This window comes from Paraburkholderia sp. RL17-373-BIF-A (assembly GCF_046030175.1).
GTDB lineage: Bacteria > Pseudomonadota > Gammaproteobacteria > Burkholderiales > Burkholderiaceae > Paraburkholderia.
Map to the genome: position 1 here is coordinate 11,777 of NZ_JARESO010000038.1, position 15,170 is coordinate 26,946.

Here is a 15,170-nt window from a genome sequence, read left to right on the forward strand (position 1 = left end):
TATCGGGCAGAAAACGTTTCGACAGATGAATGCGGATTGTCGCGGGGCGCCTCTTGCCGGGGTTCGCCGCGACCGCGTAGCGTGCGTGAAAGGCGGTTGTGGATTGCTTGTAGCTGTCTGGCCGCGCTCCCGTGTCAACGTTGCAGAGACAGGAAGCGCTATCGCCCGGAATCCTGTTCACTCAGCGCTCTCACGTTCGTGACCAGAGTCATTCTGAAAATCTCGACGAGCGGGCGCAAATTTATCCTGTGCCATGCCGCCCATAACGGAGTGCGATAGGTGAACCAGGGCACTTCTCGTAACACGACGCCCGCGGGGGCCTGATGACGAAGGCTCCGTTGAATCATCGCGGCCCCGAGACCGGCCGCCACCAGCCCTAATGCCGTCAAAGGCTCCGTTGCCTCCATCGAGATAGCCGGCGTAAATCCGGCGCGCGCGCAGGCCGCGACAAAGGTGTCGTGGTTGAGCACGTTCTCCTTATGCAGCACGGCAATCCAGTCGAGCTTCCCAAGTGCGGCAGGAGTGAGCTTCGGCGTTGTGGCCAGCGGATGCGAATCGGGTACCGCAAGCAGCATCGGGTCGCTCAGGAGTTGCGCGCAGTCGAGTTCCGGGTCGTCCTTGAGCGGCGGCTCGCAGACCAGCGCGACATCGAGACTGCGTTGGCGCAGCCCCTCCAACTGCTCGGATGACGGCAGGTTGTAGAGCGCGATATGCACTGCAGGCCGGTCTTTTCGCAAGGTGCGAAGGGCGTCGGACAACACACCCGAATGCATCGCGTTTTCCAGATAGCCGATGCACAGCCCTCCCTCATCACCGCGGCCCAATCGACGCGCAAGCGACTCCAGGCGGTTCGCATGCGTCAGCAGCGCACGTGTCTCCTGAAGAAACGTGCGGCCGTCGGATGTGAGCCGAATGCGCTGCTGGCTACGCTCGAAGAGCGTCAGGCCAAGGCGTTCCTCCAACTGAGCGATTTGACGGCTAAGCGGCGACTGCGAGATGTGCAGCCGCTCGGCCGCTCGGCCGACGTGTTCCTCCTCGGCGACCGCGACGAAATATTGAAGTTGACGGATATCCAGCACTTAAGACCTCATAGGACGCAAGATTGTCCAATTATGTCTTGGACGGACTCGCCGCCGCAACCTAAACTGGCTTCACTTTCATGAACAAGAGGTCCGAGATGAGCATCAGAGAGAAGCTGCAAGGCGTGCTGGGCTTCGGCACAGCTCCGTTAGGCAACATGTATCGCAACATCCCCGAGGCGCAAGCACAGGCGACCGTCGACGCGGCATGGGAACAGGGCGTGCGCTACTTCGACACGGCGCCGTTTTATGGCGCGGGGCTCGCCGAAATCCGTCTGGGCGCAGCTCTGCAGAAGCACAATCGTGACGACTATGTGCTGAGCACGAAGGTGGGGCGGCTTGTTCTCGATGAAATCGAAGAGCCCGCTGCGCGCGACCTCGGCGAGAAAGGAGGGCTTTTCGAGTTCGGCCGTCCGAACAAACTCGTCAACGACTATACGGCGGACGCTACGCTCCGTTCGATAGAAGATAGCCTCAAGCGCCTGAACACCGACCGTCTCGACATTGTCTGGATACACGATATTGCCCAGGATTTTTACGGCGACGAATGGCTCGCGCAGTTTGAAACCGCACGCAAGGGTGCGTTCCGCGTACTGAGCCGTCTGCGCGAAGAAGGTGTCATCAAGGCGTGGGGGCTGGGTGTGAACCGCGTGGAGCCGTGTGAACTGACGCTCGACCTCACTGAAGCGCAGCCCGACGGCTTCCTGCTCGCCGGCCGGTACACGCTGCTTGACCATGAACGCGCGCTGCAGCGCCTGATGCCGGCAGCCGCTCAAAAGAATGTGGATATTGTCGTCGGCGGCCCGTACAGCTCTGGGGTGCTCGCCGGCGGCACGCACTTCGAATACCAGAAGGCATCGCCGGAAATTCTCGCGAAGGTCGAGCGCATCAGGACCCTCGCGCAATGCCATCAAGTGAGCATCAAGGCTGCGGCACTGCAGTTTTCGCTGGCCAATCCTGCCGTCGCCGCGGTCATTCCTGGCGCCAGCAAGCCTGAGCGCATCGCCGAGGACTTTGCTGCCTTGTCGGAGAAAATCCCTGCCGCTTTCTGGCAGGAGATGCGCGAGCAGCAGCTCGTCGCCGCCGACGCTCCGTTGCCATCCACACGTACAGGAGCTTGAAATGGCACATACGTCGGCATCGCTCGAAGTACCGGCAACCGCCGCCCGCGTTTGGCAACTGATTGGCGGCTTCAACTCCCTGCCTGACTGGCTGCCGTTCATCCCTGGCAGCGAGTTGAGTGAAGGCGGGCGGGTTCGGCACCTGAAGACCGCTGACGGGCAGGTGATCATTGAACGCCTCGAAGCGTTCGACGAGAAGGCGCGCTCGTACAGCTATTCGATTGTGGAAGCACCGTTTCCGGCAAGCGACTACCTGGCCACTATCAGCGTGAAGGAAGTCGCGGGTAGCGCTTCATCACTGGTGACATGGTCCGGAAGTTTTTCGCCGGTTGGCGTCAGTGATGAAGAGGTCGCCCAGCTTTTTCACGGCATCTACGAGGACGGGCTGATGGCGCTGAAGGAATCGCTTGAGTCAGGCGACAAAGAACGCCTACGGTAACCACGACATCTTTTAGATGGCCTCTGCTCGCACGCCGTTTGAGTCGCATTGATGGTTGTGTGGGCTTGCGCGCAAGCCCACACAGATTCCCCACGGGCCAATAGGCGCGGTCAGATCAATTCTTGTCCGAAGAGTCACCAGCGTCGTTCAACACATCCAGGGCTGCGCGACAAGCGCCGTCAAGCTGTTCGCGCATCAGGTCCTGCACGTTCGGCAGTTGATTCACGATCGCGTCGCGAATTCTGACTGTCTGACTGTAAGACGCCTGCATACGGCCGCCGCGCGCCATGGCGATGCGCCGCAATCGGCGCACCGGACCGATCAGTCCTGCGTGGCTTTCCTGCAAGGTGCGGTTGTCGGCGATCGTCATGACAATCGCGTAGAAGCGGTCTAGCGCATCGACATAACCGGCGGGATCGTCGGCATCGACGCTCATACGCATCGCTTCGATCACGTCGTCAAGTTGCGCGGAGCCAAGCGCGGTGATGCGCTCCGACGCGAGTTGCACCGCGAGACATTCGAGCGCTGCGCGCACGGTGTAAATCTCCTCGACATCGCGCAGCGTGACCGCGCGCACATACGCGCCAACGCGCGGCAGCACCGTCACCAATCCCTCACGTTCGAGCTGCGCGAATGCCTCACGCATTGGCGTGCGGCTAACGTTCAACTGTTTCGCGACCTGCACTTCGGAGAGGCGGCTGCCCGGTGCCAGCACGCCCTCGACAATCGCCTCGCGCAACGCCGGCACGACTACGCCTTCGCTCAACGAATCGCTCGACGCATCGACCGTGCGCATCCGCGAGTGGTACTTGCTCGCAATTTTGTCGAGCGAATGCGCGCTTTTTGCAGGCTTTGAAACGGCGGCCGCAGCGGTCGTCTTGACCGCGGTTTTGCTGGAAGGCATTGACACCTCGTGATTCAGTGAATACGCTGTATACAGATTATACAACAGGAGATGCCATGGATCGCGGTCCACTATTGCAGCCCGTTTTGATCGAGCGCGCCGGCGACGTATTGAGCTTCACGCTGAATCGTCCGGACGCGGGTAACGAGATATCCGGTCCGATGTTCGACGCGATGACGGCCGCGTTGCGCAGCGAAGTCGCCGCTCCGAGCGCCCGCGTGCTGCGCATAAGCGCGAATGGTGACAGCTTTTGCACGGGGCGCGAGCGCGCAGGTCGCGACGCCGTATCGATCCGCGCGGAAGTCGCGCGGCTGATCGAGTTGAAGCGCCTCGTGCGTGCCACGTCGATGATCTCGATTGCGCAGGTACAGGGCGACGCGCTCGGCTTCGGCTTCGGTCTTGCGATCCTGTGCGATTTCACGCTGGTTTCGTCGCGCGCTTCGCTGGCGTTTCCCGAGATGCGCAAGGGGCTGCCGCCGGCCGCGATCATGGCCTATGTGGGCCGCTACGCATTGCCGAAGGCGCTGTTTCCGATGGTGCTGTTCGGCGATCCGTTGACGCCCGCCATCGCTTTGGAGGCCGGCTTGATCACGCGTGTCTGCGAACCCGATGCATTGCGCGCCGACGCCGACGCGTTGGCCGAACGCATTCTTGCACTCGACGACGCCGGCGCGCGTCAATGCAAGATGTTCTTTCAGGCAGCCGAGGAAAGTCCGATCGAACAGAACTTCCGCGGCGCGACCGACATGCTGACCGTCACCAGCCTGCGTCTGATGCAGGACCGCTGAGGGCAGCCTAGTAGTCACACGTCGGCGCGCGCGAAGTCATCGCGGTACGGCTCGCGATCCAGGGCTCGCCGGCAGTAAGCATCTTGCATGAAACCCGAGTAAGGCATGGAAACCGGAGTAAGCGCCAAAGCGCAACGCCGGTCGACACGCCAACTCGGGTCGACAGGAGGCAGACATGAATGTCAACGCAGGGCCGAGGCTGGATCGTTTGCCGATGTCAGCATTCCATCGGCGCATCATGTGGCTGATCGGCATCGGCATGTTCTTCGATGGCTTCGACATCTACGTCGCGTCGACCGTCCTCGGCGCGACGCTGAAGACCGGCTTCTCGACACTCGGCCAGAACGCGCTATTCGTGTCGATGACCTTTCTCGGCATGATGCTGGGTTCGCTCGGCACCGGTTTTCTCGGCGACCGCTTCGGCCGCCGCTTCACGTATCAGGCCAATCTCGCGGTGTTCGGACTCGCCTCGCTCGGTGCGGCGCTTGCGCCGAGCATGAGCATGCTGATCGCGTGCCGCTTCGTGATGGGTCTCGGGCTCGGCGCGGAAAACGTGGTCGGCTACTCGACGCTGGCCGAATTCGTGCCGCCGCAAAAGCGCGGCAAGCTGCAAGGGCTGATGGCCGTCTTCGTCGTGTCAGGGCTGCCTGTCGCGGGCTTGATTGGCTTGCTGCTGATTCCGGCGTTCGGATGGCGGGCGATGTTTGTGCTCGGTGGCTTCGGCGCGCTGGGTGTGTGGTACATGCGCAAGTCGCTGCCGGAATCGCCGCGCTGGCTCGATTCGGTTGGCCGGCATGAGGAAGCTGACGCGATCCTGAAACGCATCGAAGCCGAAGTTGTCGCGACGCGTGCAGGCGAGCCATTGCCGCCCGCCGTCATCGCCAAGCCATCGGCAGCGCCGGCCGTGGCGCTTTCATTCGGCTCACTGTTCAGCGGCACCATGCTGCAACGGATGATAGTCGGCTGCGTGACGCTCGTTGTCGTCAACACGCTGCTGTACGGCTTCGTGACCTGGCTGCCGACGTTCTTCGTGCGTCAGGGCTTCAGCATCGCGAGGTCGTTCAGCTTTGCGCTCGTGATGTCGCTTGGCGCGCCGATCGGCTCGGCCATCGGTGCGCTCACAGCGGACGCGTGGGGCCGCAAGCCGACCATCATCGGTGCGTCGCTCGTCGCAATCGTGTTCGGCGTGATCTATCCGTTCGTCAGTCATCCGCTACTGTTGCCCGTCGTCGGCCTCCTGCTGACGATTCCAATCTACGTGCTGGTCGCGCTGCTGTTCGCCATCTATGTGCCGGAGCTCTTTCCGACGGAAGTGCGTCTGCGCGCGTCGGGTATCTGCAACACGCTCGGGCGCGGTGCGACGATCGTTACACCGTTTATCGTCGTCGCATTGTTCGCGCAGCACGGCATTGTTGGTGTGCTGGCGCTGATGGTCGGGCTGCTCGCGATCCAGATCGTGGTAGTCGCGTGGCTTGGGGTCGAGCCAACCGGCCGGCGTCTCGAAGACCTTCAACCAACCGACACCCCTGGTAGCGAAGCGATGCGTACCGACCCGCACGCTTCGCCGCTCAAGTAATCACGGAGAATCCCTCTATGGATACAGTCAACTCACAATATCTGGACGCACAGCTTTTCATCGACGGTGAATGGACGGACGCCGAGCACGGCCACACGCTCGACATCGTCGACCCGGCGACGGGCGAAGTGATCGGCGCGCTGGCGGCGGCATCCGAACAGGATGTGGATCGCGCGGTGCGCGCGGGTCATCGCGCGTTCGAAGGCGGGGCATGGCGAGACCTGTCGATCCAGCAGCGCGCTCGAGTGCTGAACCGCTTCGCCGATCTTTTCGAAGCGGACCTTGAACAGTTCTACAAGCTCGAAACGCTGAACAACGGTCGACCGATCTCGGAAACGCGGGCACAGATTTCACGTTTGCCACAGTTTTACCGCTATTTCGCAGCGCTCGCGCTGACCCGGCGCAGTGATGTGATTCCAGTAGAAGGTCCTTACCTGTGCTACACGCAGCGTGTGCCGCTCGGTGTCGTCGCGCTGATGACGTCATTCAATCATCCGTTGATGATCCTGTCGAAAAGTCTCGCGCCGGCGCTCGCTACGGGCAACAGCGTCGTAATCAAGGCATCGGAACAGACGCCGCTCACCACGGTGCGGCTCGTGCGTCTGCTGAATGAAGCAGGCGTGCCGAAGGGCGTCATCAATGTCGTCAACGGCGAAGGACGTGAGGCGGGCGCTGCGTTGGCGAAACATCCGCTGGTCCGCAAGATCGTGTTCACGGGCGGCACAGATGTAGGGCGTTCCATCGGCGAAGCCGCTGCCCGCAACTTCGCGTTGACGACACTCGAACTCGGCGGCAAGGGCGCGGTGATGCTGTTCGACGACTTCGACATGGAACGCGCGGTGAATGGCGCGGCATTTGCCGCGTTCATCGGTGCAGGGCAGACCTGCGTATGCGGCGCGCGCATTCTCGTGCAGAAGTCGATTTATGCGCAGTTTCTCGAACGTTTCAATACGAAGGTGGCGGGGATTCGCGTCGGCGATCCGGCCGATGTGAAGACGCAGCTAGGTCCAGTCATCTCCGCTCGCTCGCGCCAGCGTATTCTCGCGATGCTCGAACGCGCGAAGGCCGCGGGCGCCAAAGTGCTGACCGGCGGTGGTGTGCCAGCCGGCTTGGAGGAGGGCTTCTTCATCGAGCCGACCGTACTGTACGACGTCGATCCGAAATCGGAAATCGGTCAGGACGAAGTGTTCGGCCCTGTGACCGTAGTCATGCCGTTCGACGACGAAGCGGACGCGATCCGCATCGCGAACGACACACAGTTCGGACTCGCCGCATCAGTTTGGACACAGGATGTCGCGCGTGCGCACCGCGTCGCGAGCAAGCTCGAATTCGGCATGGTGTGGGTCAACGATCACCACCGGCTCGACCCGGCTTCACCGTGGGGCGGTTTCAAGAACAGCGGCGTCGGGCGCGAGACGGGTATCGAATCGTTCGACCAGTTCACCGAGCCACGCGCGGTAACGGTCAATACGAGCGGCAGGACTGTCGACTGGTATGCGGACGACGGTGAGTTGAAGCGCCTGAACTGAGCATGTGTCCCTGCGGATCATAGCGTCGGTATTCCGCCGCACGTAGGGCACGTAGACGCAACTACCGGAAATCGTCGCTGGGGTTACGCGGGGCGAATGTGCCGCGCGTCCATCCGCACGGGACGATTTCTCCAAAATCGATTCTCTCGAGCAATCAGCGCCGCGAACGCAGCGACGCAATTCAGAAACCACCGTCATATTTTGTAGCGCCGAGCGTCCTCATAGCCTGGCGCGCCACTGCCTCGATGCATTCGCCGCAATGACGCTTGCACGAGAAGATGGAATAAGTTGCAGTGTCTGGCCGTTAAATCCAAATATCCCCATCAGGTGCGGGCGTCCACGAGCACGCGAGCGAGGCGCCTCTGGCGGCGCCGCAGCGCGCTGCCGCCGGCGCAGTTCCCAGTTCCGGTAGAAGTCGCGGTGCCAGGGCGGCAGCCGCCCTTTTCCGTTCTCCCTGCAACTTGCTGAACGAGACCTGACCATAAGCAGACAGGTACGTCCCACGCAAATAAGTATCACGTGACGGGAAGAGGGTTCAAACCCCGCATTTCGAGCGCTCATCGCGAAGTGAGGTCTCAGATGGAAACAGCTTTCGAAGTTTACTGGTCTGGAAGAAATAGTTAGTAATCCGTATGTAACGTCATACGAGTGAAATCGTACTACGTTCGACATCTGTCTCAAAGGAGTGCCTCCATGTCATCACCGCTCGCGTTCGCGATCAATTCGGTCCGTGATTTCGAACTGACGGAAGACGGTCAATATCTGACGCTGAAATGTAACGGGTCTGATCGCATCGACTTGCACTGTTCAGTCATGCACGAGCTGCTTGCGGCGCTTTCAAATGCCATCGGCTCGTCGGAGCGTATCCGCCACAAGAAGAAAAACGTGAAGTTCGCGATGCCTTGCGAAGCATGGGCACTAGGCAAGGATGCGGGCGGTGCACCTTATCTGATCTTTACGTTCCGCTTGCCTGGAGGAGCGGAATTGTCCTTTCAGTTGCATCGCTCCCAGGCAGCGCACTTGACGGAAGTCCTTGCGCTAGCCACCGGGTTCGCGAGGCCAGACGTCTCCGGCTTCAGGCTGCAGTAAGGCACGAGTCCTCTCTCATCCGCACATAGCGGGTTATCTATTCGTCAAAAGGAGGTTGCGGTGCGAGCCGACTTTTTACTCTCGTGTCCTGTATGAATGCAAAGATTCTATTGTCCCGCTGTACCAAGGTATTGGCCCTCGTTGGCCTGGGTGTGACGGCCATATCCGCGAACGCAGCAGACTCGTTTGTGGTTCGCGATATCCGGCTCGAAGGACTGCAACGCATCGAACCCGGTACTGTATTCTCGTATCTGCCGATCAAGCAAGGCGACACCTTTAGCGACGACAAGGCTTCGGAAGCAATCCGCGCGCTGTACGCGACGGGCTTCTTCAACGACGTAAAGATCACCACCGAAGGTGATGCCGTGATCGTGCAGTTGGTCGAGCGTCCCGCGATCGGCACGATCGATTTTGCGGGTATTCACGAGTTCGATAAGGACAATCTGATCAAGGCGCTGAATTCCGTCGGGCTGTCATTGGGTAGCTATTACGACAAGGCACTCGTCGACAAATCCGAACAGGAACTGAAGCGCCAGTACCTGACCCGTGGCTATTACGCGGCTGAAGTCACGACGACGGTCACGCCGATCGACCGCAACCGTGTGGGAATACTGTTCTCGGTTGTCGAAGGTCCGAGCGCGAAGATCCGCGAGATCAACTTCATTGGCAACAAGGTGTTCAGCGAAAGCACGCTGCACGACGAAATGCAGCTGTCCACGCCGAACTGGTTCTCGTGGTATACGAAGAACGATCTGTACTCGAAAGACAAGCTCACCGGCGACCTCGAAAACGTTCGCTCGTATTACCTGAATCGCGGCTATCTGGAGTTCAACATTGAGTCGACCCAGGTGTCGCTCACGCCCGATAAAAAGAACATGTATTTGACGGTCACGCTGCACGAAGGCGAACCGTACACGATCAAAAGCATCAAGCTTGCGGGAAATCTGCTCGACCGCGAGGCGGAACTGAGCAAGCTTGTCAAGATCAAACCGGGCGAGCGCTTCTCGGCTGAAAAGCTGCAAGCCGCCACCAAGGCGGTCGTCAACAAGCTCGGCGAATACGGTTATGCATTCGCCAGCGTCAACGCGCAGCCGCAGATCGATCAGGAACACCATACGGTCGACCTGACGCTGCAAGTAGACCCGAGCCGCCGTGTGTACGTGCGTCGCATCAACGTGGTCGGCAACACGCGTACCCGTGACGAAGTAGTGCGCCGCGAAATGCGGCAGCTCGAAAGCTCGTGGTTCGATTCGAACCGTCTCGCCTTGTCGAAAGACCGGATCAACCGTCTCGGCTACTTCACGGATGTCGACGTAACCACGGTGCCGGTGGAGGGAACGCCGGACCAGGTCGACGTGGACGTCAAGGTGACCGAGAAGCCGACCGGCGCGATCACGTTGGGCCTGGGTTATGGCTCGGGCGAAGGGCCGATCATTTCAGCGGGTGTTTCGCAGGACAACGTGTTCGGCTCAGGGACGAGCCTTGCGCTCAACGTCAACACGTCGTCGACGTTCCGTACGCTGACCGTCAGCCAGGTTGACCCGTACTTCACGGTCGACGGCATCAAGCGCATCACTGACGTCTATTACCGCACCAGCGAGCCGCTCACATTCTCGAGCACGACCGATTCGAGTTTTCGGATTATCACGCTAGGTGCCGATCTGAAGTTCGGTGTTCCATTCTCGGAAGCCGACATGGTGTATTTCGGTTTGGGTGTCGAACAAAACCGGCTCGACGTCGACTCCACCACGCCGCAGAGCTATATCGACTACGTGAAAGACTTCGGCCGTGTGTCGAACAACGTGCCCGTCACGATCGGCTGGTCGCGAGACGCCCGTGACAGCGCGCTCGTGCCGAGCCGCGGCTATTACGCGCAGGCGAATGCCGAGTACGGCACACCGATCGGCGGCACGCAGTACTACAAGACGGACGTGCAGGCGCAGTACTACTACTCGTTCTCACGCGGCTTTGTCCTCGGACTGAACTTCCAGGGTGGCTACGGCAATGGCATCGGCAACCCGTATCCGATCTTCAAGAACTATTACGCGGGCGGTATCGGTTCGGTGCGGGGTTATGAAACGAGTTCATTGGGTCCGCGCGACGCGACGACGGGCGACCCTATCGGCGGTTCGAAGATGATCGTCGGCAACGTCGAAGTGACGTTCCCGTTGCCGGGCACTGGATACGACCGGACGCTGCGCGTGTTCACGTTCCTTGACGGCGGCAACGTATGGGGTTCCGAAGGCAACAGCATCGGCGCCAACGGCTTGCGCTACGGCTACGGCGTTGGCCTTGCATGGATCTCGCCGATCGGACCGCTGAAGCTCAGCCTCGGCTTCCCAGTCGTCAAACACACCGGCGATCAATACCAGAAGTTCCAGTTCCAGATCGGGACGTCGTTCTAGCAGCGTCACCTTTTTTGCCGATGTCGCGAACGGATCAGTGCCTGATGCCGGCTAGCCGTCGAGTTTTTGCAGACAGTACGCGTCACCATGAATACGCTGTCTGACGGTCTTTCCGTCGTGACGGCTGACGCGTCAGGCTCGCGCAGCGGCACGGGAGTCGATGTTGCATGATCCGGCAGGAAACACGACGTAACACACCCATGCCGCAACTGGGGCCAGCAAGCGGAATAGCGTCAGCCGGCGACGCGTTCTACATGCAGCAGGTCCGCATCGTCGTGTACATCTTCACATGCGAATCCACATGCTCCGGCAATGCGCTCTGCGAGGCGAACCGATGGGGTCTTCACGGTGTCGACGCGGCGGTCCGCGTCGTGGCGCCGGACCGTCGAGCAGGACGGATTTATGCGCAAATTCATTGGAGTCGGAATGGTGCTTTGCAGCTGTGTCGCGTGTACGACGCCGGTGGCGTCGCAACTTGCCCCGGCTGCTCCGCTGGACGAGACGACGACTACATCGTCCGTGTCGCCCACGTGCCGCATGGTCAACGGCACAGCGGATATCGATGGCGCCACGCAGAACATATCAGGCCTTGCATGCAAGCAGCCCGACGGCACCTGGCAGATCCAGCAGCAGGGCACGGACGCTGAGATGGGCGACGTTTATCCGCCGCCCCTGTATGCATACTATCCCTATTACGATCCGTGGTTTTATGGGCCGCCGGTGGCGTTCGGCTTCGGCGCGTCGTTCCTCTTCATTAATCGTTTTCATCACTTCCATCATGGCCACTTCGGACCGCATGGCGGCTTCCACGGTGGCTTCCACGGCGGCTTTCACGGTGGCTTTCATGGAGGGGGCGACTTCCATGGAGGCGGCGGTTTTCACGGAGGTGGCGGAGGACGCCGTTAACGTATGGCCTGATCGATAAGGATGGAGTCGAATCACGCGCAGCCGCACTAGTCGACGATCGTACGCATGTTGCAACACGCGATCGTCGCTGACACACGAGATTGAGCGGCCGAGCGACTCGTGTATCGATTCCATTCGATCCTCGTTTATAGAATCTTTGCAAGAAGGAGCGAACTCTTTCGGTGAATCGCAATGGCAATCCCCATAGAATCGTCAAGCTGCGGGTGCGCGGTTGGAAAGTGGATCACATTCACCGGACAGCCTACCTAATGGTGCCGGGGGCTTTCGTTAAACCCCTGTTGCGTGAACGGCGCGTTATCCGTTTTTTTATTGAGCCGGGATCATGCACACATCATGATTCCTTCTTGGGCATTGCCTGGAGTGTAAGACAAGTGAAGAAGAAGATTATCGGCGCAGCAGCATTGTCCGTCTTTGCGGCGGCGGCTCATGCGCAAAGCAGCGTCACCCTTTATGGATTGATCGACACGGGTATCGTCTATACGAATAACCAGGGTGGCGGCAGCGCTTGGCAGGAACAAAGCAGCATGCTGTCGAACGAAGTATGGGGTCTGCGGGGAAGTGAAGATCTCGGTGGCGGTCTGCACGCGATCTTCCGTCTCGAGAACGGCTTTAATATACAAAACGGCAAGACCACGTACTCGGGTACGATGTTCGGCCGTCAGGCTTTCGTCGGTCTGCAAAGCGACCAATATGGAACGCTGACATTCGGCCGGCAGTACGATTCCGTAGTCGATGATCTGGGCCCCATCGCATTGGCGAACAACGGCGACGGAAACAACCTGGCCGCACATCCGTTCGACAACGACAACGTAGACGACTCGTTCTACATTAACAACTCGGTCAAGTATGCGAGCCCGACGTATCGGGGGCTGCAGGCAGAGGCGCTGTACGGCTTCAGTAATGCGGCCGGCGGCTTTTCGGACAATCGCGCCTATAGCTTCGGTGTGACGTACAACAATGGCCCGATTAATCTTGCGGCGGCTTACCTTCAGCTGAATAACGGTTCGCTTTCGGGTACCGGGGCAGTGTCGAACAACGACTTCGTCAATTTCCCCGCCGCGCGCCAGCGAGTGATGGGGGTTGGCGGCAACTACACGATCGGTCCGGCGACTATCGGCTTACTGTGGACACATACCCTGCTCGACAATACTCAGCCGGGTGCGAACTCCGTGATCGGGCAGTCGTTCGACACGCTGCATTTCGACAACTACGAAGCCAACGTGCACTATACGCTGACACCTTCGATTTCGTTCGCAGGTGCCTACACGTTTACTCAAGGCGCCTTTGCCGGAACCACCGGTTCGGCGGACCCGAAGTGGCATCAAGTCACGCTGATGGCAGACTACTCGTTCAGCAAACGCACTGACGTTTATGTCGAGGGTGTCTACCAACACGCATACGGTGCTGCTGGCTCTGCGTTCGAGGGTGCGTTTATCAATGGCCTCGCGCAGGCGTCAACAGGCAATCAGGTGGCGGCGACGGTAGGCTTGCGTACGCGCTTCTAACGGACGCAACGTCTGTTCAGCTTGGACACGCGCTGGAACGTCGGCACATCGCCCTAGGCCGGGATCGATGTGCCGACGTGTTGATTCAGCGTCAGCCAGCTTCTGCAGCGCGAAGAAATGCGCGTTGCCCTTTCTCAACAGCGTCGGGTGACCACCGCATCTCAGCCATTGCTTTGACCACGGGCAATCCGGTTCCGAAATCAGGCGGGGAACTTGCGGCCCACCAGGTAGGTTGCGCCGGTGGGACCGTATTGCTCCGAATGCTCATCGCCGGCTTCGATTTCGAAGATATCGCCGACGCGGTATTCGCGCGAAACCGTGCCACCCCACGAAATGGTCATTTCTCCGGCGGTGATCACCGCGCGCGCCCTGAACGGATGCTTGTGCGTTTCAATGAACTGGTTCGGTGCGTAGGTTTTTTCCAGCACTTCCTGGTAGCCGGTATTGGTCAAGTCAGCCTTGAAACTTTCGATATCCATGCTCTCACTTCCTTTTAAAGTCGCGCGGAACTTGAGCTCGCCGGTGGCTAGAAGCTCGCCGGATCGAGGCTGTTCAGCACGTGTCAAAAGTCGAAAAGATTGCGCCGCACGTTCACCAGGTGCGTGACCATGAAATCGCGTGCACTAGCCGCATCGCGTTCTTTGAGCGCTGCCAGCAATTGCCGGTGCTCGCGCTGATAAGCGAGTCGTCGCTCAGGCGTAAGGCTGCGCTTTTTCAACAAGCCCCATTCGCCATGTTCGCGGACTTTGAGAATCAGATTGAACACGCTGACCATGAAATTGTTGTGTGCGGCTTCCGCGATCTTGTGATGAAACTCGGCGTCCCAACGTTCAAATTCCTCGAGCGTCTTCGACTGCTCCGCGCTTACGCAACATGCTTCCATCGCTGCAAAATCGGCCGGCGTGCCATTGCGCACCACCAGGTCGATCAGGCCCGGCTCGAAAATCAGCCGCGCGTCCATCAGCTCGGCGGGACTCACTACAGCTTGGGGTTCCGCTGCCTTGGGTATTTTTTGCTCAACATCCTGGGCCACGTAAGTGCCGCTGCCCACGGTCTGGGTGATGAGGCCCATTTCTTTCATCTGCGCCAGTGCGCGTCGCACCGTCGAGCGGCCGACCGCGTAGGTCTCGCTCATCTGCCGCTCGGTGGGCAAGCGTTCGCCCGGATGCCAACGGCCATCGCGGAGGTTGGACAGCAGGGCTTCCTTGAGTGTGTAAACCGGGTCTGAAACGGGATGGTCGGGCATTGGGTAAAAAAGCTGTGACGGGTTCCACGAATCATAAGGCAATGGCCGCGAGGTTGGTACAAATTGGTTTCACTCGCGCGCGCCGTCACGTAGTCCGGTGTTCTCCGCCTCAGCAGCGCCGTTCCCAATGGAATGCAACCCAGATAGACGGAGACGTGTCAGCAAACAGCGCCAGTGTGATCATGGCAGCAGGTCATGGGCATTGCCTGGATTGACGAGAAAACAATCGATTGCTAGCATGGCTCCACTTGGGTTGATTGTAAACCAAATTGAACCAATAGGAAATCTCGTGCGCGTTGCTTCCCTGCTCATCGACCACCGTCACGTCTTTGTTTTTGTCGCCGCCCCCAGCGTCGTCGAGTTTCGCCGCCTGCTGCCTCACCTCAGGTCCCGTCATCCCTCGATGTATCCGATGTCATGCCCGACACCGGATGCCTGAGTCCCCCGTCAATACCCTCGCTTTAACCCGTTACATGGGCAAGCGGACAAACCACCTCGCGGCAACCCTAAAAAAATGAGGGTGAATCGCTACGCCGAAAAAGACAGCGTTTTATCAGTACCC

The 15,170-nt window shown here is 59.7% G+C and carries 13 protein-coding genes; 9 read left to right on the forward strand and 4 right to left on the reverse strand.

From position 1 onward, the window contains the following. Positions 1–158 precede the first annotated feature (158 nt). Positions 159–1,079 carry a LysR family transcriptional regulator gene (locus tag P0D80_RS33665; RefSeq protein WP_408290339.1) on the reverse strand — a complete coding sequence of 307 codons (921 nt, stop codon included), beginning with the start codon at positions 1,077–1,079 and terminating at the stop codon, positions 159–161. A gap of 98 nt (positions 1,080–1,177) precedes the next feature. On the opposite strand from P0D80_RS33665, the gene P0D80_RS33670 reads away from it, so the two are divergent. Then, positions 1,178–2,200 (forward strand): aldo/keto reductase, encoded by a 1,023-nt coding sequence (locus P0D80_RS33670; RefSeq protein WP_408290341.1) that lies wholly within the window; start codon positions 1,178–1,180, stop codon positions 2,198–2,200. 1 nt (position 2,201) lies between these two features. Further along, positions 2,202–2,639 carry an SRPBCC family protein gene (locus P0D80_RS33675; protein ID WP_408290343.1) on the forward strand — a complete coding sequence of 146 codons (438 nt, stop codon included), beginning with the start codon at positions 2,202–2,204 and terminating at the stop codon, positions 2,637–2,639. Positions 2,640–2,754: 115 nt separating this feature from the next. Here the strand turns inward: P0D80_RS33675 and P0D80_RS33680 are convergent, their stop codons facing one another. After that, entirely contained in the window at positions 2,755–3,543 is a 789-nt protein-coding gene (locus tag P0D80_RS33680) for a GntR family transcriptional regulator (RefSeq protein WP_408290345.1), read from the reverse strand. A gap of 56 nt (positions 3,544–3,599) precedes the next feature. Between P0D80_RS33680 and P0D80_RS33685 the strand changes: the two genes are divergently transcribed. From P0D80_RS33685 to P0D80_RS33715, 7 genes are all read left to right on the forward strand, one after another. Further along, positions 3,600–4,331, forward strand: a complete 732-nt coding sequence (locus P0D80_RS33685; RefSeq protein WP_132378422.1) for an enoyl-CoA hydratase/isomerase family protein — start codon at positions 3,600–3,602, stop codon at positions 4,329–4,331. A 175-nt stretch (positions 4,332–4,506) separates the two neighbouring features. Continuing rightward, entirely contained in the window at positions 4,507–5,907 is a 1,401-nt protein-coding gene (locus P0D80_RS33690) for an MFS transporter (RefSeq protein WP_408290347.1), read from the forward strand. Between the two features lie 17 nt (positions 5,908–5,924). Beyond that, positions 5,925–7,436: an aldehyde dehydrogenase gene (locus P0D80_RS33695; RefSeq protein ID WP_408290349.1), complete on the forward strand. Its 1,512-nt coding sequence runs from the start codon at positions 5,925–5,927 to the stop codon at positions 7,434–7,436. Positions 7,437–8,129: 693 nt separating this feature from the next. After that, positions 8,130–8,525 (forward strand): hypothetical protein, encoded by a 396-nt coding sequence (locus P0D80_RS33700; RefSeq protein ID WP_132378416.1) that lies wholly within the window; start codon positions 8,130–8,132, stop codon positions 8,523–8,525. A 92-nt stretch (positions 8,526–8,617) separates the two neighbouring features. Beyond that, positions 8,618–10,930 (forward strand): outer membrane protein assembly factor BamA, encoded by a 2,313-nt coding sequence (gene bamA, locus P0D80_RS33705; RefSeq protein ID WP_408290352.1) that lies wholly within the window; start codon positions 8,618–8,620, stop codon positions 10,928–10,930. A gap of 402 nt (positions 10,931–11,332) precedes the next feature. Beyond that, the gene (locus tag P0D80_RS33710; protein WP_408290354.1) at positions 11,333–11,836 is read left to right on the forward strand and encodes a hypothetical protein; all 504 of its coding nucleotides are present in this window, start codon (positions 11,333–11,335) and stop codon (positions 11,834–11,836) included. Between the two features lie 392 nt (positions 11,837–12,228). Continuing rightward, positions 12,229–13,362 carry a porin gene (locus tag P0D80_RS33715; RefSeq protein WP_408175385.1) on the forward strand — a complete coding sequence of 378 codons (1,134 nt, stop codon included), beginning with the start codon at positions 12,229–12,231 and terminating at the stop codon, positions 13,360–13,362. Positions 13,363–13,562: 200 nt separating this feature from the next. Here the strand turns inward: P0D80_RS33715 and P0D80_RS33720 are convergent, their stop codons facing one another. Both P0D80_RS33720 and P0D80_RS33725 read right to left on the reverse strand, forming a co-directional pair. Beyond that, on the reverse strand, positions 13,563–13,841 hold the full coding sequence (locus P0D80_RS33720) for a cupin domain-containing protein (protein WP_408175340.1): 279 nt from the start codon (positions 13,839–13,841) through the stop codon (positions 13,563–13,565). A gap of 83 nt (positions 13,842–13,924) precedes the next feature. Continuing rightward, positions 13,925–14,650 carry a FadR/GntR family transcriptional regulator gene (locus tag P0D80_RS33725; protein WP_243658321.1) on the reverse strand — a complete coding sequence of 242 codons (726 nt, stop codon included), beginning with the start codon at positions 14,648–14,650 and terminating at the stop codon, positions 13,925–13,927. Between the last annotated feature and the right edge of the window lie 520 nt (positions 14,651–15,170).

Bases quoted from the DNA above. Each gene is read 5' to 3' on its own strand.
- P0D80_RS33720 (WP_408175340.1), bottom strand. From the start codon at position 13,841: ATGGATATCGAAAGTTTCAAGGCTGACTTGACCAATACCGGCTACCAG.
- P0D80_RS33690 (WP_408290347.1), top strand. From the start codon at position 4,507: ATGAATGTCAACGCAGGGCCGAGGCTGGATCGTTTGCCGATGTCAGCA.
- P0D80_RS33700 (WP_132378416.1), top strand. From the start codon at position 8,130: ATGTCATCACCGCTCGCGTTCGCGATCAATTCGGTCCGTGATTTCGAA.
- P0D80_RS33685 (WP_132378422.1), top strand. From the start codon at position 3,600: ATGGATCGCGGTCCACTATTGCAGCCCGTTTTGATCGAGCGCGCCGGC.
- bamA (WP_408290352.1), top strand. From the start codon at position 8,618: ATGAATGCAAAGATTCTATTGTCCCGCTGTACCAAGGTATTGGCCCTC.
- P0D80_RS33675 (WP_408290343.1), top strand. From the start codon at position 2,202: ATGGCACATACGTCGGCATCGCTCGAAGTACCGGCAACCGCCGCCCGC.
- P0D80_RS33710 (WP_408290354.1), top strand. From the start codon at position 11,333: ATGCGCAAATTCATTGGAGTCGGAATGGTGCTTTGCAGCTGTGTCGCG.
- P0D80_RS33695 (WP_408290349.1), top strand. From the start codon at position 5,925: ATGGATACAGTCAACTCACAATATCTGGACGCACAGCTTTTCATCGAC.
- P0D80_RS33680 (WP_408290345.1), bottom strand. From the start codon at position 3,543: ATGCCTTCCAGCAAAACCGCGGTCAAGACGACCGCTGCGGCCGCCGTT.
- P0D80_RS33670 (WP_408290341.1), top strand. From the start codon at position 1,178: ATGAGCATCAGAGAGAAGCTGCAAGGCGTGCTGGGCTTCGGCACAGCT.